Annotated in this window: 28 protein-coding genes and 1 pseudogene; 28 read left to right on the top strand and 1 reads right to left on the bottom strand. The window is 66.6% G+C overall.

Annotated features, from left to right (window positions below; translation table 11 throughout):
* Positions 1 to 99 precede the first annotated feature (99 nt).
* Positions 100 to 936 (bottom strand): annotated as a pseudogene (locus tag ACZ7J0_RS12155) (RNA repair domain-containing protein); the annotation flags it as partial.
* Positions 937 to 1,501: 565 nt separating this feature from the next.
* Between ACZ7J0_RS12155 and rpsJ the strand changes: the two are divergent.
* From rpsJ to rpsK, 28 genes are all read left to right on the top strand, one after another.
* Complete coding sequence (rpsJ, locus tag ACZ7J0_RS12150) at positions 1,502 to 1,810, top strand: 30S ribosomal protein S10 (protein ID WP_003948644.1); 309 nt, start codon at positions 1,502 to 1,504, stop codon at positions 1,808 to 1,810.
* Positions 1,811 to 1,823: 13 nt separating this feature from the next.
* Entirely contained in the window at positions 1,824 to 2,468 is a 645-nt protein-coding gene (gene rplC, locus ACZ7J0_RS12145) for a 50S ribosomal protein L3 (RefSeq protein WP_470886461.1), read from the top strand.
* A 4-nt stretch (positions 2,469 to 2,472) separates the two neighbouring features.
* On the top strand, positions 2,473 to 3,123 hold the full coding sequence (gene rplD / locus ACZ7J0_RS12140) for a 50S ribosomal protein L4 (RefSeq protein WP_470886459.1): 651 nt from the start codon (positions 2,473 to 2,475) through the stop codon (positions 3,121 to 3,123).
* Positions 3,123 to 3,446 carry a 50S ribosomal protein L23 gene (gene rplW, locus ACZ7J0_RS12135; protein ID WP_147980752.1) on the top strand — a complete coding sequence of 108 codons (324 nt, stop codon included), beginning with the start codon at positions 3,123 to 3,125 and terminating at the stop codon, positions 3,444 to 3,446. The genes rplD and rplW overlap by 1 nt, the downstream gene beginning before the upstream one ends.
* A 40-nt stretch (positions 3,447 to 3,486) precedes the next feature.
* Positions 3,487 to 4,323, top strand: a complete 837-nt coding sequence (gene rplB / locus ACZ7J0_RS12130; protein WP_344363073.1) for a 50S ribosomal protein L2 — start codon at positions 3,487 to 3,489, stop codon at positions 4,321 to 4,323.
* A gap of 12 nt (positions 4,324 to 4,335) precedes the next feature.
* The gene (rpsS, locus tag ACZ7J0_RS12125) at positions 4,336 to 4,617 is read left to right on the top strand and encodes a 30S ribosomal protein S19 (protein ID WP_003948639.1); all 282 of its coding nucleotides are present in this window, start codon (positions 4,336 to 4,338) and stop codon (positions 4,615 to 4,617) included.
* A gap of 42 nt (positions 4,618 to 4,659) precedes the next feature.
* Positions 4,660 to 5,007: a 50S ribosomal protein L22 gene (gene rplV / locus ACZ7J0_RS12120; RefSeq protein ID WP_009997296.1), complete on the top strand. Its 348-nt coding sequence runs from the start codon at positions 4,660 to 4,662 to the stop codon at positions 5,005 to 5,007.
* Positions 5,007 to 5,855: a 30S ribosomal protein S3 gene (gene rpsC / locus ACZ7J0_RS12115; RefSeq protein WP_468708358.1), complete on the top strand. Its 849-nt coding sequence runs from the start codon at positions 5,007 to 5,009 to the stop codon at positions 5,853 to 5,855. Before rplV ends, rpsC begins: the two co-directional genes overlap by 1 nt.
* A 5-nt stretch (positions 5,856 to 5,860) precedes the next feature.
* The gene (gene rplP / locus ACZ7J0_RS12110) at positions 5,861 to 6,280 is read left to right on the top strand and encodes a 50S ribosomal protein L16 (RefSeq protein ID WP_014047785.1); all 420 of its coding nucleotides are present in this window, start codon (positions 5,861 to 5,863) and stop codon (positions 6,278 to 6,280) included.
* Positions 6,280 to 6,504, top strand: coding sequence for a 50S ribosomal protein L29 (rpmC, locus tag ACZ7J0_RS12105; RefSeq protein WP_015035581.1), 225 nt, complete (start codon positions 6,280 to 6,282; stop codon positions 6,502 to 6,504). The genes rplP and rpmC overlap by 1 nt, the downstream gene beginning before the upstream one ends.
* Positions 6,504 to 6,788: a 30S ribosomal protein S17 gene (rpsQ, locus tag ACZ7J0_RS12100; protein ID WP_093656384.1), complete on the top strand. Its 285-nt coding sequence runs from the start codon at positions 6,504 to 6,506 to the stop codon at positions 6,786 to 6,788. The genes rpmC and rpsQ overlap by 1 nt, the downstream gene beginning before the upstream one ends.
* 101 nt (positions 6,789 to 6,889) lie before the next feature.
* Positions 6,890 to 7,258, top strand: a complete 369-nt coding sequence (rplN, locus tag ACZ7J0_RS12095) for a 50S ribosomal protein L14 (RefSeq protein WP_003956455.1) — start codon at positions 6,890 to 6,892, stop codon at positions 7,256 to 7,258.
* Positions 7,259 to 7,260: 2 nt separating this feature from the next.
* Positions 7,261 to 7,584: a 50S ribosomal protein L24 gene (gene rplX / locus ACZ7J0_RS12090; RefSeq protein WP_019888758.1), complete on the top strand. Its 324-nt coding sequence runs from the start codon at positions 7,261 to 7,263 to the stop codon at positions 7,582 to 7,584.
* On the top strand, positions 7,584 to 8,141 hold the full coding sequence (gene rplE / locus ACZ7J0_RS12085; protein ID WP_019888759.1) for a 50S ribosomal protein L5: 558 nt from the start codon (positions 7,584 to 7,586) through the stop codon (positions 8,139 to 8,141). The genes rplX and rplE overlap by 1 nt, the downstream gene beginning before the upstream one ends.
* A 3-nt stretch (positions 8,142 to 8,144) precedes the next feature.
* On the top strand, positions 8,145 to 8,330 hold the full coding sequence (locus ACZ7J0_RS12080; protein WP_003956452.1) for a type Z 30S ribosomal protein S14: 186 nt from the start codon (positions 8,145 to 8,147) through the stop codon (positions 8,328 to 8,330).
* 209 nt (positions 8,331 to 8,539) lie between these two features.
* Positions 8,540 to 8,938, top strand: a complete 399-nt coding sequence (rpsH, locus tag ACZ7J0_RS12075) for a 30S ribosomal protein S8 (protein WP_018528360.1) — start codon at positions 8,540 to 8,542, stop codon at positions 8,936 to 8,938.
* A 21-nt stretch (positions 8,939 to 8,959) separates the two neighbouring features.
* Positions 8,960 to 9,499: a 50S ribosomal protein L6 gene (gene rplF, locus ACZ7J0_RS12070; RefSeq protein ID WP_470886454.1), complete on the top strand. Its 540-nt coding sequence runs from the start codon at positions 8,960 to 8,962 to the stop codon at positions 9,497 to 9,499.
* Positions 9,500 to 9,502: 3 nt separating this feature from the next.
* Positions 9,503 to 9,886, top strand: a complete 384-nt coding sequence (gene rplR / locus ACZ7J0_RS12065) for a 50S ribosomal protein L18 (protein ID WP_469122279.1) — start codon at positions 9,503 to 9,505, stop codon at positions 9,884 to 9,886.
* Positions 9,887 to 9,932: 46 nt separating this feature from the next.
* Positions 9,933 to 10,535, top strand: a complete 603-nt coding sequence (gene rpsE, locus ACZ7J0_RS12060; RefSeq protein WP_254372698.1) for a 30S ribosomal protein S5 — start codon at positions 9,933 to 9,935, stop codon at positions 10,533 to 10,535.
* Positions 10,535 to 10,717, top strand: coding sequence for a 50S ribosomal protein L30 (gene rpmD, locus ACZ7J0_RS12055; protein ID WP_015035589.1), 183 nt, complete (start codon positions 10,535 to 10,537; stop codon positions 10,715 to 10,717). Before rpsE ends, rpmD begins: the two co-directional genes overlap by 1 nt.
* A 1-nt stretch (position 10,718) precedes the next feature.
* Positions 10,719 to 11,174, top strand: a complete 456-nt coding sequence (gene rplO / locus ACZ7J0_RS12050) for a 50S ribosomal protein L15 (protein WP_468708352.1) — start codon at positions 10,719 to 10,721, stop codon at positions 11,172 to 11,174.
* A gap of 265 nt (positions 11,175 to 11,439) precedes the next feature.
* The gene (gene secY, locus ACZ7J0_RS12045) at positions 11,440 to 12,759 is read left to right on the top strand and encodes a preprotein translocase subunit SecY (RefSeq protein ID WP_470886451.1); all 1,320 of its coding nucleotides are present in this window, start codon (positions 11,440 to 11,442) and stop codon (positions 12,757 to 12,759) included.
* The gene (locus tag ACZ7J0_RS12040; protein WP_470886449.1) at positions 12,759 to 13,424 is read left to right on the top strand and encodes an adenylate kinase; all 666 of its coding nucleotides are present in this window, start codon (positions 12,759 to 12,761) and stop codon (positions 13,422 to 13,424) included. The genes secY and ACZ7J0_RS12040 overlap by 1 nt, the downstream gene beginning before the upstream one ends.
* Before the next feature lie 121 nt (positions 13,425 to 13,545).
* Entirely contained in the window at positions 13,546 to 14,382 is an 837-nt protein-coding gene (gene map / locus ACZ7J0_RS12035) for a type I methionyl aminopeptidase (RefSeq protein WP_470886447.1), read from the top strand.
* Between the two features lie 399 nt (positions 14,383 to 14,781).
* On the top strand, positions 14,782 to 15,003 hold the full coding sequence (infA, locus tag ACZ7J0_RS12030) for a translation initiation factor IF-1 (RefSeq protein WP_003956442.1): 222 nt from the start codon (positions 14,782 to 14,784) through the stop codon (positions 15,001 to 15,003).
* A 60-nt stretch (positions 15,004 to 15,063) separates the two neighbouring features.
* Positions 15,064 to 15,177: a 50S ribosomal protein L36 gene (rpmJ, locus tag ACZ7J0_RS12025; RefSeq protein ID WP_003956441.1), complete on the top strand. Its 114-nt coding sequence runs from the start codon at positions 15,064 to 15,066 to the stop codon at positions 15,175 to 15,177.
* Positions 15,178 to 15,370: 193 nt separating this feature from the next.
* Positions 15,371 to 15,751 carry a 30S ribosomal protein S13 gene (rpsM, locus tag ACZ7J0_RS12020; RefSeq protein ID WP_365718491.1) on the top strand — a complete coding sequence of 127 codons (381 nt, stop codon included), beginning with the start codon at positions 15,371 to 15,373 and terminating at the stop codon, positions 15,749 to 15,751.
* Positions 15,752 to 15,852: 101 nt separating this feature from the next.
* Positions 15,853 to 16,257: a 30S ribosomal protein S11 gene (rpsK, locus tag ACZ7J0_RS12015; protein WP_003956432.1), complete on the top strand. Its 405-nt coding sequence runs from the start codon at positions 15,853 to 15,855 to the stop codon at positions 16,255 to 16,257.
* Positions 16,258 to 16,339 lie beyond the last annotated feature (82 nt).

The raw sequence follows: 16,339 nt of genomic DNA, 5'->3' as shown, positions 1-16,339 counted from the left end.
TCGGCGCCGCGTGCCGCGGTCTATTAGACGGGTGGGCCGGGGCGGTGGTTGCCTCGGGGTCGGGACGCTCAGGGGTCCGCTTCCGCGCGCCCCTCACCGCCACCGCACCTCGCCGGTGCCCAGCGCGACCGCCGCCCGTACCTCCATCGGCTCGTCCCCTCGGCGCGACAGCAGGAACAGCTCGTCGACCCGGGCGGTCATGGGGTCCAGCAGGCCCGCGGCCAGTGCCGCGAGGCGGTTCGGGTCCCGGGTGCGGCCCAGGGAGAGGTGGGGGGTGAACCCCTGCGCCCGGCCTGCGCACAGTGGGAAACGTGCTTCCAGACGCTCCCGCAGCAGCGCCCAGGGCTCCTCGCCGGCCGCCGCCGGGTCCAGCCACACAGTGGCGTCCTCCCGGTGGCCGAACCAGTGGATCCCGTCGAGCCGGGCCGTGAAGGGCCGCGCCCCGGCGACGGCCACCGCCAGCAGCGGGGCCGCCCGCGCGAAGTCGTCCTCGGGCACGAAGCCGAAGAGCACGTTGACGTGCGGCGGCCAGCGACGGACCTGGCGGTCGTGCTGGAGCCGGATGTGCTGGATCGGCGGCCACAGCTCTCGCGGCGGAAGCCAGGCCACGGCCGTACGGGGGGTGGGCGGCACGGCCAGAATCTCGCCGGACCCGTCCTCGTCGTCGTGGGCACGAGCGGGTGGCGAGGCGCCCGGTACGCGCCCGGCGGTGGTCTCGTCCATCCGGTCCACGCCCGCGCCCCGGTCCCAGACCCGCTCGCCGTCCGCCTCGAAGAACAGCACCCGGTGCCACGGGATCTCCCCGCCCGGGACGAAGTCCGGCAGCGGCACCCGCTGGGGCGGGCCGCCGCGCTCACCGATCCCCATCACGAAGCGTTCCGGGTCGAGGCGGGGGTCCCAGAGGACCCGGTGGTAGATCTGGTCACTGGTGCGCACACCCGGCGTCTGCCCGGAGCGCGGGCGATCAGCCGCCCCGGGGCGGGGCGCTGCCTTCACGCTCCGTTACACTGAGGGATTCGCCGCGTGAGGGTCGGCGGCAGCGTCCGAGGGGTTCCTCGGAGGGGCCGGGCGGCGCCTCGCGCGTAGCGTCCCGTGACGTGGGGTACAGTCTTCCGCCCGATTGGCGGCCCGGCGTCCCCGTATGGCACACTATCCAGGTTGCTCGGTTGAGTGCCGATGCTGCGCGTCTCCCGCCGGGAGGACCGGAAGCGAGTCCCACAGTACTCGTCGACCCCATGCGGGTCGGACGTACGGGAATCTTCCGGGAAGCGTCAGCGGGGCCCCGGCCAGGCACCCGGTGGGTCATCCGGATTCGGATGCAGCCTCCCCCGGTCTCGCGGTCATCAGGCCCGCACCCCTTGGTTGGGAAATCCTTAGGGACTTCTTCGTAGAGGGACTGCGACACGCCCGACCGCGTGGGTCGGAGGGAAGGCGGTGTGGCTCCCACGAGCACATCACCCGGGTACCAGAGCGTTACGAGAGACAGGACTACTGAGTAGCCATGGCGGGACAGAAGATCCGCATCCGGCTCAAGGCCTACGACCACGAGGTCATCGATTCGTCGGCGAAGAAGATCGTCGAGACGGTGACGCGCACTGGTGCGTCGGTCGCGGGCCCGGTGCCGCTGCCCACTGAGAAGAACGTGTACTGCGTCATCAAGTCGCCGCACAAGTACAAGGACTCTCGCGAGCACTTCGAGATGCGCACGCACAAGCGCCTCATCGACATCCTCGACCCCACGCCGAAGACGGTTGACTCGCTCATGCGTCTCGACCTGCCGGCCGGCGTCGACATCGAGATCAAGCTCTGAGGTGACGCGCGAGATGGCAAAGAACATTAAGGGCGTCCTGGGCGAGAAGCTCGGCATGACCCAGGTCTGGGACGAGAACAACCGGGTTGTCCCGGTGACCGTCGTCAAGGCCGGGCCCTGCGTCGTGACCCAGGTCCGCACCAACGACATCGACGGCTACGAGTCGGTCCAGATCGCCTTCGGCGAGATCGACCCGCGCAAGGTGAACAAGCCCCTCAAGGGCCACTTCGCCAAGGCCGACGTCACCCCGCGCCGCCACCTGGTGGAGCTGCGTACCGCTGACGCCAGCGAGTACACGCTCGGCCAGGAGATCACCGCTGCCGTGTTCGAGTCGGGCGTCAAGGTCGACGTCACCGGCAAGAGCAAGGGCAAGGGCTTTGCCGGTGTCATGAAGCGTCACAACTTCAAGGGCCTCGGCGCCGGTCACGGCACCCAGCGCAAGCACCGCTCCCCCGGTTCCATCGGTGGCTGTGCCACCCCTGGGCGTGTCTTCAAGGGCATGCGCATGGCGGGCCGTATGGGCAACGAGCGGGTCACCACCCAGAACCTGACCATCCACGCGGTTGACGCGGAGAAGGGTCTGCTCCTCATCAAGGGCGCGGTCCCCGGTCCGAACGGCGGCCTCGTCCTGGTCCGTACCGCGGCCAAGGGGGCTTGAGGTAATGAGCACCATTGACATCCTTTCGCCGGCAGGCGACAAGGCCGGTACCGTCGAGCTCCCCGCGGAGATCTTCGACGCGAAGACCAGCGTTCCGCTGATCCACCAGGTCGTCGTCGCTCAGCTGGCCGCTGCCCGTCAGGGCACGCACAAGACCAAGCGCCGCGGCGAAGTCCGCGGTGGTGGCAAGAAGCCTTACCGCCAGAAGGGCACCGGCCGCGCGCGCCAGGGTTCGACCCGTGCGCCGCAGTTCGCCGGCGGTGGCGTCGTCCACGGCCCGCAGCCGCGTGACTACTCGCAGCGCACCCCGAAGAAGATGAAGGCCGCCGCCCTGCGCGGTGCCCTCTCGGACCGGGCGCGCCACTCGCGCATCCACGTCGTCACCGGCGTGGTCGAGGGCGCGGTTTCCACCAAGGCCGCCAAGACGCTGTTCGGCAAGATCTCGGAGCGCAAGAACCTGCTCCTGGTCGTCGACCGCGCCGACGAGGCCGCGTGGCTGTCCGCCCGCAACCTGCCCCAGGTTCACATCCTGGAGCCGGGCCAGCTCAACACGTACGACGTGATCGTCTCCGACGACGTGGTCTTCACCAAGGCCGCCTTCGAGTCCTTCGTGTCTGGCCCCCAGACCGCTGAGACCGAAGGGAGCGACGCCTGATGACTGAGGCCGTCGTCACGAGCAAGACCTTCTCGGACCCGCGCGACGTTCTCGTCAAGCCGGTTGTCTCGGAGAAGAGCTACGCCCTGCTCGATGAGAACAAGTACACGTTCATCGTCGCGCCCGGCTCCAACAAGACCCAGATCAAGCAGGCCGTCGAGGCGGTCTTCTCGGTCAAGGTCACCGGGGTCAACACGATCAACCGCCAGGGCAAGCGCAAGCGCACCAAGGCTGGTTTCGGCAAGCGCAAGGACACCAAGCGCGCCATCGTGACCCTCGCCGAGGGCGACCGTATCGACATCTTCGGCGGTCCGACCGCCTAAGGGCGGTCTGGATCGTCCGGAATCGGACGAGGACTGAGAAATGGGTATCCGCAAGTACAAGCCGACGACCCCGGGCCGTCGTGGCTCCAGCGTCGCCGACTTTGTCGAGATCACGCGGTCCACGCCGGAGAAGTCGCTGGTCCGCCCTCTGCACAGCAAGGGCGGCCGTAACAACACCGGTCGTGTGACCGTCCGTCACCAGGGCGGTGGCCACAAGCGCGCCTACCGCGTGATCGACTTCCGTCGTCACGACAAGGACGGCGTGCCGGCCAAGGTCGCTCACATCGAGTACGACCCCAACCGCACCGCGCGCATCGCGCTGCTCCACTACGTGGACGGCGAGAAGCGCTACATCATCGCTCCGCGTGGCCTGAACCAGGGTGACCGGATCGAGAACGGCCCCGGCGCCGACATCAAGCCCGGCAACAACCTGGCCCTCCGCAACATCCCGGTCGGTACCACGATCCACGCGATCGAGCTCCGTCCCGGTGGTGGCGCCAAGTTCGCCCGCTCCGCGGGTGCCTCCGTGCAGCTGCTCGCGAAGGAGGGCCAGATGGCCCACCTGCGCATGCCCTCCGGTGAGATCCGCCTGGTCGACGTCCGCTGCCGCGCCACCATCGGCGAGGTCGGCAACGCCGAGCAGTCGAACATCAACTGGGGCAAGGCCGGACGTAAGCGCTGGCTGGGCGTTCGCCCGACCGTTCGCGGTGTGGCGATGAACCCGGTCGACCACCCGCACGGTGGTGGTGAGGGCAAGACCTCCGGTGGTCGCCACCCGGTCTCGCCGTGGGGTCAGAAGGAGGGTCGTACTCGTTCTCCCAAGAAGGCGAGCAACAAGTACATCGTCCGCCGCCGCAAGACGAACAAGAAGCGCTAGGAGCGGGTTTAGATGCCGCGCAGTCTCAAGAAGGGGCCCTTCGTCGACGACCACCTCATCAAGAAGGTGGATGTCCAGAACGAAGCAGGCACCAAGAACGTCATCAAGACCTGGTCCCGTCGCTCGATGATCGTCCCGGCAATGCTGGGCCACACCATCGCGGTGCACAACGGCAAGACCCACATCCCGGTGTTCGTCACCGAGTCGATGGTCGGCCACAAGCTCGGCGAGTTCTCGCCGACTCGCACCTTCCGCGGCCACGTCAAGGACGACCGGAAGTCGAAGCGCCGCTAACCGCGGGGTGGAACGACTATGACTTACACCGAAGGGACAACCATGGAAGCCAGGGCCCAGGCGCGGTACATCCGCGTCACGCCCATGAAGGCCCGCCGAGTGGTGGACCTCATCCGTGGCATGGATGCCACGGAGGCTCAGGCGGTCCTGCGTTTCGCCCCGCAGGCCGCGAGCGTGCCGGTTGGCAAGGTGCTGGACAGCGCCATTGCCAACGCTGCACACAACTACGACCACACCGACGCCTCCACGCTGGTCATCAGCGAGGCGTACGTGGATGAGGGCCCGACCCTGAAGCGGTTCCGTCCGCGTGCTCAGGGCCGTGCCTACCGGATCCGTAAGCGGACCAGCCACATCACCGTGGTCGTCAGCAGCAAGGAAGGAACCCGGTAATGGGCCAGAAGGTTAACCCGCATGGGTTCCGGCTCGGCATCACCACGGACTTCAAGTCCCGCTGGTACGCCGACAAGCTGTACAAGGACTACGTCAAGGAAGACGTCGCCATCCGTCGGATGATGACGTCCGGCATGGAGCGCGCCGGCATCTCGAAGGTTGAGATCGAGCGCACCCGTGACCGCGTGCGGGTGGACATCCACACCGCGCGTCCCGGCATCGTCATCGGCCGCCGTGGCGCCGAGGCCGACCGCATCCGCGGCGACCTCGAGAAGCTCACGGGCAAGCAGGTCCAGCTGAACATCCTCGAGGTCAAGAACCCCGAGATGGACGCTCAGCTGGTCGCGCAGGCCGTCGCCGAGCAGCTCTCCTCCCGCGTCTCCTTCCGTCGCGCCATGCGTAAGAGCATGCAGGGCACGATGAAGGCCGGCGCCAAGGGCATCAAGATCCAGTGTGGTGGCCGTCTCGGCGGCGCCGAGATGTCCCGCTCGGAGTTCTACCGCGAGGGCCGTGTGCCCCTGCACACGCTCCGCGCGAACGTCGACTACGGCTTCTTCGAGGCCAAGACGACCTTCGGCCGCATCGGCGTGAAGGTCTGGATCTACAAGGGCGACGTCAAGAACATCGCCGAGGTTCGCGCCGAGAACGCCGCGGCCCGTGCGGGTAACCGCCCGGCTCGTGGTGCCGCCGGCGACCGTCCGGCCGGTGGCCGCGGTGGTCGTGGTGGCGAGCGTGGCGGCCGCGGCCGCAAGCCGCAGCAGCAGTCCGCGCCGGCTGCCGAGGCCCCCAAGGCCGACGCTCCCGCCGCCGCTGCCGCTCCGGCTGAGAGCACCGGAACGGAGGCCTGACCGAAATGCTGATCCCCCGTAGGGTCAAGCACCGCAAGCAGCACCACCCGAAGCGCAGCGGTATGTCCAAGGGTGGCACGCAGGTTGCGTTCGGCGAGTACGGCATCCAGGCGCTGACCCCGGCGTACGTGACGAACCGCCAGATCGAGGCTGCTCGTATCGCGATGACCCGCCACATCAAGCGTGGCGGCAAGGTCTGGATCAACATCTACCCGGACCGTCCGCTCACCAAGAAGCCTGCCGAGACCCGCATGGGTTCCGGTAAGGGTTCCCCCGAGTGGTGGATCGCGAACGTCAAGCCCGGTCGGGTGATGTTCGAGCTGTCCTACCCGAACGAGAAGATTGCTCGTGAGGCGCTTACCCGCGCTGCTCACAAGCTTCCGATGAAGTGCCGGATCGTTCGGCGCGAGGCAGGTGAGTCGTGATGTCGGCCGGTACCAAGGCGTCCGAGCTGCGCGAGCTGGGCAACGAGGAGCTTCTCAACAAGCTCCGCGAGGCCAAGGAAGAGCTGTTCAACCTCCGCTTCCAGGCGGCGACTGGTCAGCTCGAGAACCACGGTCGGCTCAAGTCCGTCCGTAAGGACATCGCGCGGATCTACACCCTCATGCGTGAGCGCGAGCTGGGCATCGAGACGGTGGAGAGCGCCTGATGAGCGAGAGCAACGTGACTGAGAACAAGACGGAGCGCGGTTTCCGCAAGACCCGCGAGGGTCTCGTCGTCAGCGACAAGATGGACAAGACCGTCGTCGTCGCCGTCGAGGACCGTGTGAAGCACGCGCTGTACGGCAAGGTCATCCGCCGTACCAACAAGCTCAAGGCGCACGACGAGCAGAACGCCGCGGGTGTCGGCGACCGTGTCCTCCTGATGGAGACCCGGCCGCTGTCCGCGACGAAGCGCTGGCGCGTCGTCGAGATCCTCGAGAAGGCCAAGTAATCACCTGAGGGGTTTCCCTCAGGTCAGTTCCGCCAGGCTCGGCGAGGGGCTCCGGCAACGGACCCCCTCGCCGGGAACCGGCAGACAATCAGGAGATAGACGTGATCCAGCAGGAGTCGCGACTGCGTGTCGCCGACAACACTGGTGCCAAGGAAATCCTTTGCATCCGTGTTCTCGGTGGCTCGGGTCGCCGCTACGCGGGCATCGGTGACGTCATCGTCGCCACCGTCAAGGACGCGATCCCCGGTGGCAACGTGAAGAAGGGTGACGTCGTCAAGGCGGTCATCGTTCGCACCGTCAAGGAGCGCCGCCGCCAGGACGGCTCGTACATCCGCTTCGACGAGAACGCCGCCGTCATTCTGAAGAACGACGGCGACCCTCGCGGCACCCGTATCTTCGGCCCGGTGGGCCGTGAGCTGCGCGAGAAGAAGTTCATGAAGATCATCTCGCTCGCGCCGGAGGTGCTGTAAGCATGAAGATCAAGAAGGGCGACCTGGTACAGGTCATCACCGGCAAGGACAAGGGCAAGCAGGGCAAGGTCATCGCGGCCTTCCCCCGTGAGGACCGCGTCCTGGTCGAGGGTGTCAACCGGGTCAAGAAGCACACCAAGGCCGGCCAGACCGCTCGCGGTTCGCAGACCGGTGGCATCGTCACGACCGAGGCCCCCATCCACGTGAGCAACGTTCAGCTCGTCGTGGAGAAGGACGGCAACAAGGTCGTCACGCGCGTCGGTTACCGCTTCGACGACGAAGGCAACAAGATCCGCGTTGCCAAGCGGACGGGTGAGGACATCTGATGGCTACCACCACCACTCCGCGTCTGAAGACGAAGTACCGCGAGGAGATCGCGGGCAAGCTGCGTGAGGAGTTCTCGTACGAGAACGTCATGCAGGTTCCCGGCCTCGTCAAGATCGTGGTCAACATGGGTGTGGGCGACGCCGCCCGCGACTCCAAGCTGATCGAGGGCGCCATCCGCGACCTCACCACGATCACCGGTCAGAAGCCGGCCGTCACCAAGGCCCGCAAGTCCATCGCGCAGTTCAAGCTGCGCGAGGGTCAGCCGATCGGTGCCCACGTCACGCTCCGTGGCGACCGCATGTGGGAGTTCCTGGACCGCACCCTGTCGCTCGCGCTTCCGCGCATCCGTGACTTCCGTGGTCTGTCCCCCAAGCAGTTCGACGGCCGTGGCAACTACACCTTCGGTCTCACGGAGCAGGTCATGTTCCATGAGATCGACCAGGACAAGATCGACCGCGTCCGGGGTATGGACATCACCGTGGTTACCACGGCGACCAACGACGACGAGGGCCGCGCCCTTCTCCGTCACCTCGGCTTCCCGTTCAAGGAGGCGTGAGCCGTGGCGAAGAAGGCTCTCATTGCCAAGGCCGCCCGCAAGCCCAAGTTCGGCGTGCGTGCCTACACGCGCTGCCAGCGTTGCGGTCGTCCCCACTCCGTGTACCGCAAGTTCGGCCTGTGCCGCGTGTGCCTTCGTGAGATGGCTCACCGTGGCGAGCTGCCGGGCGTGACCAAGAGCTCCTGGTAACAACCCACTTGGGTTGATACCGGGCTCTCGGTAAGTATCTGGTCGGCGGGGGCCCTCCCTCACATGCCGTAGGCTTGTGGGGTTGGGCGCCCGCCGCCCTGACCGACTTACTACGCCGTAGGTCCCCGCACCGCACCCGTCCCGCCACTGAGTGGGGAGAGGGATGGCGCATACAGGAAACCCCGGCGAGAGAGGCCGAAGGCCAATTCATGACCATGACTGATCCGATCGCGGACATGCTGACTCGTCTGCGTAACGCGAACTCGGCGTACCACGACACCGTGGCTATGCCGCACAGCAAGATCAAGTCGCACATCGCGGAGATCCTCCAGCAGGAGGGCTTCATCACCGGCTGGAAGGTCGAGGACGCCGAGGTCGGCAAGAACCTCGTCCTCGAGCTGAAGTTCGGGCCGAACCGTGAGCGCTCCATCGCGGGCATCAAGCGGATCTCGAAGCCCGGTCTGCGCGTGTACGCGAAGTCCACCAACCTGCCGAAGGTCCTCGGTGGCCTGGGCGTGGCGATCATCTCCACGTCGCACGGTCTCCTGACCGGTCAGCAGGCAGGCAAGAAGGGCGTAGGTGGGGAAGTCCTCGCCTACGTCTGGTAGTCGGGAACGGAGGAATAGCTAATGTCGCGTATTGGCAAGCTGCCTATCCAGGTTCCCGCCGGTGTGGACGTCACCATCGATGGCCGTACGGTCCAGGTGAAGGGCCCCAAGGGTTCCCTCGCTCACACCGTTGCCGCGCCGATCGAGATCGTTAAGGGTGAGGAAGGCGTTCTCAACGTCACCCGCCCGAACGACGAGCGTCAGAACAAGGCCCTCCACGGCCTGTCCCGCACGCTGGTGGCCAACATGATCACCGGTGTGACCCAGGGATACACGAAGGCGCTCGAGATCAGCGGTGTCGGTTACCGCGTCGCCGCGAAGGGCTCCGCTCTGGAGTTCCAGCTCGGCTACAGCCACTCGATCACGGTGGATGCCCCCGAGGGCATCTCCTTCAAGGTCGAGTCGCCGACGAAGTTCTCGGTCGAGGGCATCGACAAGCAGAAGGTCGGCGAGGTCGCGGCGAACATCCGCAAGCTGCGGAAGCCCGACCCGTACAAGGCCAAGGGCGTCAAGTACGCCGGCGAGGTCATCCGCCGCAAGGTCGGAAAGGCTGGTAAGTAAGCCATGGCATACGGTGTGAAGATCGCCAAGGGCGACGCTTACAAGCGTGCCGCCAAGGCGCGCCGTCACATGCGCATCCGCAAGATCGTGTCGGGTACGGCGGAGCGTCCGCGCCTCGTCGTGACGCGTTCGAACCGTGGTATCACCGCTCAGGTCATCGACGACCTCAAGGGTCACACCCTTGCGTCGGCGTCGAACCTGGACGCGTCGATCCGCGGTGGCGAGGGTGACAAGTCCGCGCAGGCCAAGCAGGTCGGTGCTCTCGTCGCTGAGCGCGCCAAGGCCGCCGGCGTCGAGGCTGTCGTGTTCGACCGTGGTGGCAACAGGTACGCCGGGCGCATTGCCGCTCTGGCTGACGCCGCCCGCGAAGCCGGGCTGAAGTTCTAAGCCCCGGTTCCGGGACTAACGGACGTAACAGAGAGAGGTAAATCCAATGGCTGGACCCCAGCGCCGCGGAAGCGGTGCCGGTGGCGGCGAGCGGCGGGACCGGAAGGGTCGCGACGGTGGCCCTGCCGCCGAGAAGACCGCGTACGTTGAGCGCGTTGTCGCGATCAACCGCGTCGCCAAGGTTGTCAAGGGTGGTCGCCGCTTCAGCTTCACCGCGCTGGTCGTGGTGGGCGACGGTGACGGCACCGTAGGTGTCGGATACGGCAAGGCCAAGGAAGTTCCCGCGGCCATCGCCAAGGGTGTCGAGGAAGCCAAGAAGAACTTCTTCAAGGTTCCGCGCATCCAGGGCACCATCCCTCACCCGATTCAGGGCGAGAAGGCCGCGGGCGTCGTCCTGCTCAAGCCGGCTTCCCCCGGTACCGGTGTTATCGCCGGTGGCCCGGTGCGTGCCGTGCTCGAGTGCGCCGGCGTTCACGACATCCTGTCGAAGTCCCTGGGCTCCGACAACGCGATCAACATCGTGCACGCGACCGTGGCGGCCCTCAAGGGCCTGCAGCGTCCCGAGGAGATCGCGGCTCGCCGTGGTCTGCCCCTCGAGGACGTCGCTCCCGCGGCTCTGCTCCGTGCGCGGGCTGGGGCGGGTGCGTAATGGCTCGCCTCAAGGTCACGCAGACGAAGTCGTACATCGGTAGCAAGCAGAACCACCGCGACACCCTGCGCTCGCTCGGCCTGAAGAAGGTCAACGACGTGGTTGTCAAGGAGGACCGCCCCGAGTTCCGCGGCATGGTGCACACCGTCCGCCACCTCGTGACGGTTGAGGAGGTTGACTGACATGGCGGAGAACAACCCGCTGAAGGCCCACAACCTCCGTCCTGCCCCGGGCGCCAAGACCGCCAAGACCCGTGTGGGTCGTGGTGAGGCGTCCAAGGGTAAGACCGCTGGTCGTGGTACCAAGGGCACCAAGGCTCGTTACCAGGTTCCGCAGCGCTTCGAGGGTGGGCAGATGCCCCTCCACATGCGCCTGCCGAAGCTCAAGGGCTTCAAGAACCCGTTCCGCACCGAGTACCAGGTTGTCAACCTGGACAAGCTCGGCGCTCTCTACCCCGAGGGTGGAGAGGTCACGGTGGCCGACCTGGTCGCCAAGGGCGCGGTGCGCAAGAACAGCCTCGTCAAGGTGCTCGGCACCGGCGAGATCTCCGTGGCGCTGCAGGTGACGGTCGACGCCGTCTCCGGCTCCGCCAAGGAGAAGATCGCCGCTGCCGGCGGCACCGTCACCGAGCTCGTCTGAGACGACTCGATGGCTTGAACATCCAACCGGGGATGCCTCCCAAAAGGGGCATCCCCGGTTGGTCGTTCCTAGGGGGGCATGTCCGCCGGTAAGGTGGCGTGCACTGTTGCTGTAATACCTGGAGGCTGTCGACTTCAGCGACTGGCGTCGCAGACTCCGGGACACCGCCGCCTGGCTCCGGCCACGCGGCGTTTGACCGATTTCTATTCGTCGCACCTCAAGACCGTCACCCTTGACGCATAGCGCGGGGGTCGCAGGAGGCACCGTGCTCACCGCGTTCGCCCGGGCGTTCAAGACGCCCGACCTGCGCAAGAAGCTGCTCTTCACACTCGGCATCATCGTGCTGTACCGGCTCGGGGCGCACATCCCGGTGCCCGGTGTCAGTTACAAGAACGTCCAGATGTGTGTGGACCAAGCGAGCCAGGGCAACAACAGCCTGTTCGGCCTGGTGAACATGTTCAGCGGCGGGGCGCTGCTGCAGATCACGATCTTCGCGCTCGGCATCATGCCGTACATCACGGCAAGCATCATCCTGCAGCTGCTGACCGTGGTCATCCCCCGACTCGAGGCCCTCAAGAAGGAGGGTCAGTCCGGCCAGACCAAGATCACGCAGTACACGCGTTATCTGACGGTCGCCCTCGCCATCCTGCAGGGCACCGGTCTGGTGGCCACGGCGCGCACCGGCGCCCTCTTCAGTGGCTGCACGGTGGCGGACCAGGTCGTCCCCGACCAGTCCATCTTCATCACCGCCACCATGGTCATCACGATGACCGCGGGCACCGCGGTGGTCATGTGGCTCGGTGAGCTCATCACCGACCGCGGCATCGGCAACGGCATGTCGATCCTGATGTTCATCTCGATCGCCGCCGGCTTCCCGGGCGCCCTGTGGGCCATCAAGGAGAGCGGCAAGCTCGCCAAGGGCTGGATCGAGTTCGGCACGGTCATCCTGATCGGCTTCGTGATGGTCGCCCTCGTCGTCTTCGTCGAGCAGGCCCAGCGCCGCATCCCGGTGCAGTACGCGAAGCGCATGATCGGCCGCAGGTCGTACGGCGGTACGTCCACATACATCCCGCTCAAGGTGAACCAGGCGGGTGTGATTCCCGTCATCTTCGCCTCGTCGCTGCTCTACATCCCGGCGCTGATCGCTCAGTTCTCCAACTCGACGGCGGGCTGGAAGACTTGGATCGAAGCCCACTTCGTCAAGGGTGACCACCCGTACTACATCACCGCGTACTTCCTCCTGATCGTGTTCTTCGCCTTCTTCTATGTGGCGATCTCGTTCAACCCCGAGGAAGTCGCGGACAACATGAAGAAGTATGGTGGCTTCATCCCGGGTATCCGGGCTGGTCGACCTACTGCCGAGTATCTGAGCTACGTGCTCAACCGGATCACTTGGCCGGGCTCGCTGTATCTGGGTCTGATCGCTCTCGTGCCGACGATGGCGTTGGCGGGCTTCGGTGGCGCGAACGCCAACTTCCCCTTCGGCGGAACGAGCATCCTCATCATCGTGGGTGTGGGGCTGGAGACCGTGAAGCAGATCGAGAGCCAGCTCCAGCAGCGCAATTACGAAGGGTTCCTCCGCTGATGCGAATCGTCCTCGTCGGACCGCCCGGGGCCGGCAAGGGTACGCAGGCTGCGTACCTTGCCAAGAACCTGGACATTCCGCACATCTCCACGGGTGATCTGTTCCGCGCCAACATCAGTAAGGGCACGGAGCTGGGTCGGCAGGCCAAGGCGTACATGGACGCCGGCAACCTGGTACCCGACGAGGTCACCATCGGGATGGCCAAGGACCGCATGGAGCAGCCCGACGCCGCCAACGGCTTCCTGCTCGACGGCTTCCCGCGCAATGTGGCCCAGGCCGAGGCGCTCGACCGGATGCTCGAGGCCGAGGGCATGAAGCTCGACGCGGTCCTGGACCTCGAGGTCCCCGAGGACGAGGTCGTGAAGCGGATCGCGGGTCGCCGCATCTGCCGCAACGACAGCGCGCATGTCTTCCACGTCACGTACTCCGCGCCGAAGACCGAGGGCGTCTGTGACGTCTGCGGCGGCGAGCTGTACCAGCGCGACGACGACTCCGAGGAGACCGTCCGTACGCGCCTGGAGGTCTACCACACGCAGACCGAGCCGATCATCGACTACTACAAGGCCCAGGGCCTGGTGGTCACGATCTCGGCGCTCGGCAAGGTCGAAGAGGTGACCGAGCGCGCGATGGGCGCGCTGCGAGGCGGGGACGACGCGGCCGCCTAGGTCCGCGCGTACGAAGTGAGGCTGCGGCCGCGGTGCCCCTTGGTGGGCGCCGCGGCCGCAGTGCTGTTGGCCGTATCGTTGTACGAGCAATCCCCGAAGTCCGAGAAAGGCGTCAGCCGTCATGGTGCAGCTCAAGACCCCCGAGCAGATCGCGAAGATGCGCGAGGCGGGGCTGGTCGTCGCGGCCATCCACGCGGCGACCCGCGAGGCGGCGGTGCCCGGCGCCACGACGAAGGACCTGGACGAGGTCGCGCGCAAGGTGATCGCGGACCACGGGGCGAAGTCGAACTTCCTCGGGTACGGCGGGTTCCCCGCGACGATCTGCACCTCGGTCAACGAGGTCGTCGTCCATGGCATCCCGGACGAGAAGACCGTCCTCAAGGACGGCGACATCATCTCCATCGACTGCGGTGCGATCATCGACGGCTGGCACGGCGACGCGGCGTACACGGCGTTCGTGGGCACCGGTCACGCGCCGGAGCTGATCGAGCTCTCCCGGGTCACCGAGGAGTCGATGTGGGCCGGCATCGCCGCGATGAAGAACGGCAACCGCCTGGTCGACATCTCGCGCGCGATCGAGACGTACATCCGCCGCCAGCCGCGTCCGGCCACGGGCAAGTACGGGATCATCGAGGACTACGGCGGTCACGGCATCGGCACCGAGATGCACATGGACCCGCACCTGCTGAACTACGTCGCCCGCAAGCGCGGCAAGGGCCCGAAGCTGGTACCCGGCTTCTGCCTGGCGATCGAGCCGATGGTCTCCCTCGGCACGCCGCACACCGAGGTCCTCGAGGACGACTGGACGGTCATCACGACCGACGGCACCTGGTCCTCCCACTGGGAGCACTCCATCGCCCTGACCGAGGAGGGCCCGCTGGTCCTGACGGCCCCGGACGGCGGCAAGGCGAAGCTCGCGGAGCTCGGCGTGGCGGCGGCGCCGGATCCGCTGGGGTAGCGAGCGCGGGTGGGGCGGCGTGCCCGTTCCGTCGGACGGAGTCCGGCGCAGCCGGCCGAAGCCCGGGAGGCGCCCCCGGCGCCGAGCCCGCGAGGGTGGCGTCGAGAAGGGGTCGGCGGCAAGGCGAAGCTCGCCGAGCTCGGCGTGACGGCGGCGCCGGATCCGCTGGGGTAGCGAGCGCGGGTGGGGCGGCGGGTCCGCTGGGGAGTGGGCTGGTCCTCGGGTCTGGGCTGTATGCCTGGGTTGTCCGTCCGCTTAAAGATCTTCGACGCTGGGCAAACTTCTCGGATTCGTCTTTTCCAGAGGCCTGACGTAGACTGATGCGTCGGCTCTCGTGTATCCGTGTGTCCACACACGGCTGCGGGAGTCGATCAAGGTAGCCGATTCGAAAGGCGAAGCGTGGCCAAGAAGCAAGGTGCCATCGAAATTGAGGGCACCGTGATCGAGTCCCTCCCGAACGCCATGTTCAAGGTGGAACTCCAGAACGGTCACAAGGTCCTCGCGCACATCTCCGGCAAGATGCGGATGCACTACATCCGTATCCTCCCGGACGACCGGGTCGTCGTGGAGCTCTCTCCGTACGACCTGACGCGTGGCCGGATCGTCTACCGATACAAGTAGATCTTGCCCACACCCCGCTTCGGCGGGGTGCTGGCACTGACCCGGAGAACCTGACATCCCATGAAGGTCAAGCCGAGCGTCAAGAAGATCTGCGACAAGTGCAAGGTGATCCGCCGTCACGGTCGGGTCATGGTCATCTGCGACAACCTGCGCCACAAGCAGCGCCAGGGCTGACGCACGCCAACCTGCACCTCGCAGTTTTCGCGCGACGCAAGTAATACGTACATACGCAGAGCCCGCCCAGCCCACCAGGGTCGGCGACACCTCCGGCGGAGGCCGGGGACCCGGACGTACCACCTCTCATACGAGCGGTCGGCGGCCGGGAGCGGTTCTGCGGAAGACCTCCGAACACCACAGGAGCCATTGAATGGCACGCGTTTCCGGTGTTGACATCCCGCGCGAAAAGCGTGTGGAGATCGCACTCACCTACGTCTTCGGTATCGGGCGCACCCGGTCCAAGGAGATCCTCGCCTCCACCGGCGTGAACCCGAACACCCGCGTTCGTGACCTGGCCGAAGAGGACCTGGTCAAGATCCGCGAGTACGTGGACGCCAACCTCCAGACCGAGGGTGACCTCCGCCGCGAGATCCAGGCCGACATCCGCCGCAAGGTCGAGATCGGCTGCTACCAGGGTCTGCGTCACCGTCGTGGCCTGCCGGTCCACGGTCAGCGCACCAGCACGAACGCCCGTACCCGCAAGGGCCCGCGTCGCGCCATCGCCGGTAAGAAGAAGCCGGGCAAGAAGTAGTCCACAGCGGACACTGCGGATCCCCGGGGGCCACTCCCGGACCCGCGTACCAGCGGTCTTCGCTGTAGGACCGACCACCTCCCTCCATCTGGAGTAAAGACATGCCCCCCAAGGGACGTCAGGGCGCTGCCAAGAAGGTGCGCCGCAAGGAAAAGAAGAACGTCGCTCACGGCCACGCGCACATCAAGAGCACGTTCAACAACACGATCGTCTCGATCACGGACCCCTCGGGCAACGTGATCTCCTGGGCCTCCGCCGGCCACGTCGGCTTCAAGGGCTCGCGCAAGTCCACCCCCTTCGCCGCGCAGATGGCCGCCGAGTCGGCCGCCCGCCGCGCGCAGGAGCACGGCATGCGCAAGGTCGACGTCTTCGTCAAGGGTCCCGGCTCCGGCCGTGAGACCGCGATCCGCTCCCTCCAGGCCACCGGCCTCGAGGTCGGCTCGATCCAGGACGTCACCCCCACGCCGCACAACGGCTGCCGTCCCCCCAAGCGCCGCCGCGTCTGACGCACGGCTGCTTGACTGAGGACTTCGGGCGGTACGGCTCTTCGGGGGCGTGCCGCCCGTACCCTTGCAGTACCAGCAGTAC

The organism is Streptomyces sp. NPDC038280 (assembly GCF_055600045.1).
Note: the sequence above shows the minus strand (reverse complement) of the source record. Positions and strands in the feature narration are given on the sequence as shown.

Excerpts from the sequence above, each read along its gene's own strand:
- rpmJ (WP_003956441.1), top strand. The coding sequence starts at position 15,064 with ATGAAGGTCAAGCCGAGCGTCAAGAAGATCTGCGACAAGTGCAAGGTG.
- rplX (WP_019888758.1), top strand. The coding sequence starts at position 7,261 with ATGAAGATCAAGAAGGGCGACCTGGTACAGGTCATCACCGGCAAGGAC.
- rplW (WP_147980752.1), top strand. The coding sequence starts at position 3,123 with ATGACTGAGGCCGTCGTCACGAGCAAGACCTTCTCGGACCCGCGCGAC.
- rplV (WP_009997296.1), top strand. The coding sequence starts at position 4,660 with ATGGAAGCCAGGGCCCAGGCGCGGTACATCCGCGTCACGCCCATGAAG.
- rpsC (WP_468708358.1), top strand. The coding sequence starts at position 5,007 with ATGGGCCAGAAGGTTAACCCGCATGGGTTCCGGCTCGGCATCACCACG.
- rpsS (WP_003948639.1), top strand. The coding sequence starts at position 4,336 with ATGCCGCGCAGTCTCAAGAAGGGGCCCTTCGTCGACGACCACCTCATC.
- ACZ7J0_RS12040 (WP_470886449.1), top strand. The coding sequence starts at position 12,759 with ATGCGAATCGTCCTCGTCGGACCGCCCGGGGCCGGCAAGGGTACGCAG.
- rpsE (WP_254372698.1), top strand. The coding sequence starts at position 9,933 with ATGGCTGGACCCCAGCGCCGCGGAAGCGGTGCCGGTGGCGGCGAGCGG.
- rpsM (WP_365718491.1), top strand. The coding sequence starts at position 15,371 with ATGGCACGCGTTTCCGGTGTTGACATCCCGCGCGAAAAGCGTGTGGAG.
- rpmD (WP_015035589.1), top strand. The coding sequence starts at position 10,535 with ATGGCTCGCCTCAAGGTCACGCAGACGAAGTCGTACATCGGTAGCAAG.
- rpsJ (WP_003948644.1), top strand. The coding sequence starts at position 1,502 with ATGGCGGGACAGAAGATCCGCATCCGGCTCAAGGCCTACGACCACGAG.
- rpsH (WP_018528360.1), top strand. The coding sequence starts at position 8,540 with ATGACCATGACTGATCCGATCGCGGACATGCTGACTCGTCTGCGTAAC.
- rplR (WP_469122279.1), top strand. The coding sequence starts at position 9,503 with ATGGCATACGGTGTGAAGATCGCCAAGGGCGACGCTTACAAGCGTGCC.
- map (WP_470886447.1), top strand. The coding sequence starts at position 13,546 with ATGGTGCAGCTCAAGACCCCCGAGCAGATCGCGAAGATGCGCGAGGCG.
- rplD (WP_470886459.1), top strand. The coding sequence starts at position 2,473 with ATGAGCACCATTGACATCCTTTCGCCGGCAGGCGACAAGGCCGGTACC.
- rplE (WP_019888759.1), top strand. The coding sequence starts at position 7,584 with ATGGCTACCACCACCACTCCGCGTCTGAAGACGAAGTACCGCGAGGAG.
- rplP (WP_014047785.1), top strand. The coding sequence starts at position 5,861 with ATGCTGATCCCCCGTAGGGTCAAGCACCGCAAGCAGCACCACCCGAAG.
- rplC (WP_470886461.1), top strand. The coding sequence starts at position 1,824 with ATGGCAAAGAACATTAAGGGCGTCCTGGGCGAGAAGCTCGGCATGACC.
- rpsK (WP_003956432.1), top strand. The coding sequence starts at position 15,853 with ATGCCCCCCAAGGGACGTCAGGGCGCTGCCAAGAAGGTGCGCCGCAAG.
- rplF (WP_470886454.1), top strand. The coding sequence starts at position 8,960 with ATGTCGCGTATTGGCAAGCTGCCTATCCAGGTTCCCGCCGGTGTGGAC.
- rpmC (WP_015035581.1), top strand. The coding sequence starts at position 6,280 with ATGTCGGCCGGTACCAAGGCGTCCGAGCTGCGCGAGCTGGGCAACGAG.
- rplB (WP_344363073.1), top strand. The coding sequence starts at position 3,487 with ATGGGTATCCGCAAGTACAAGCCGACGACCCCGGGCCGTCGTGGCTCC.
- rplO (WP_468708352.1), top strand. The coding sequence starts at position 10,719 with ATGGCGGAGAACAACCCGCTGAAGGCCCACAACCTCCGTCCTGCCCCG.
- rpsQ (WP_093656384.1), top strand. The coding sequence starts at position 6,504 with ATGAGCGAGAGCAACGTGACTGAGAACAAGACGGAGCGCGGTTTCCGC.